The following is a 935-nucleotide window of genomic DNA, read 5'->3' as shown; positions in this document are numbered from 1 at the left end:
CTACGGTCGCCTTCATGAGCGGCGACGGCGTAGTGGTGGATGAGGCGGTCCGTGCGGCATGGGACACCTACCGTGTCCTGGAGAAGCGGACGCCAGCCAAGGAGCGCCAGCAGGCGCAGCAGCGGGTGAAGGCTGCGATGGACTCCGTCGGGCGTGAGGAGGTCTCCCGGGGCACGGTGTTCCTGGTGGGGGTGCTGACCGGGTACCTGATCGCCGAGCCGCCCGGCGGCGGGGAACAGCTCGATCCGCTCAATGACCTCATCCCTGCCGTGATCCGCAGGCTGCCCTCCTTCGAGATGGCCGACCCGGAGCAGGTGCCGATGGCGACCGGAGTCCTCATGGCCGCCGCCATGGGCATGGACACGGTGGCCTGGCGCGCCCGGTTCGGGAAGATCGAGCCGAAGGAGGCCATGGTCCACGGCTTCGTGTTGTGGCTGCTCGCGGACCTCTTCGACTCCCTGGTCGGCAAGCCGGGAACCGTCGATGAGCTGATGCGCGAGACCTTCAAGACCATGGCCACCGAGGACCGCTGATGTCGGACGGTCCAGTGAAAAGTTCTCGCTGCCGTTGCCGTGGCGCTGAGCGTGCGCAGGGTGGCGATGCGGAAGTGGCCCGACGGCATCGAGTGGATGTACCCGGTGGGCACGTGAGACGAGGCGCACTTGGAGGTGGCGCTCATGTCTGGCGGTGAGGAGGTGTGGCTGCGGATGTCCACCGACCGCTCCAGCGTCGCCGTGTGGATCATCGAGCAGTGGTGGGCCTTCTTGGGGGAGCTGCCCGGCGCGACGTCGCCGCCAGCCTGAGACGCGTGCCCCTCGCGGGTCGGCCGGCGCACGGACGGCGGAGGTCGACGTGGCTCCGGCGGGGCGGCTTCGTTGCGCACAGGGACGACCACGACGTCGTCCGGGCCGCCGACCGTGCAGTGGCCGCTGACC

Annotated in this window: 2 protein-coding genes; both read left to right on the top strand. The window is 69.5% G+C overall.

What is annotated here, in order from left to right:
- Nucleotides 1-533, top strand: a 533-nt coding sequence (locus tag KM933_RS38685) for a hypothetical protein (RefSeq protein WP_221362356.1), incomplete at its 5' end; no start/stop codon positions are given.
- 144 nt (nucleotides 534-677) lie between these two features.
- A complete protein-coding gene (locus KM933_RS40155) occupies nucleotides 678-803 on the top strand; it encodes a hypothetical protein (protein WP_260334841.1) in 126 nt (41 codons plus the stop codon).
- The last annotated feature ends 132 nt before the right edge of the window (nucleotides 804-935 follow it).

This window comes from Streptomyces beigongshangae (assembly GCF_019710745.1).
Taxonomy (GTDB): domain Bacteria; phylum Actinomycetota; class Actinomycetes; order Streptomycetales; family Streptomycetaceae; genus Streptomyces; species Streptomyces beigongshangae.
The sequence above is the reverse complement of the archived record's forward strand: the minus strand, read 5'-3'. Positions and strand labels throughout refer to the sequence as shown.

Excerpts from the sequence above, each read along its gene's own strand:
- KM933_RS40155 (WP_260334841.1), top strand. The coding sequence starts at position 678 with ATGTCTGGCGGTGAGGAGGTGTGGCTGCGGATGTCCACCGACCGCTCC.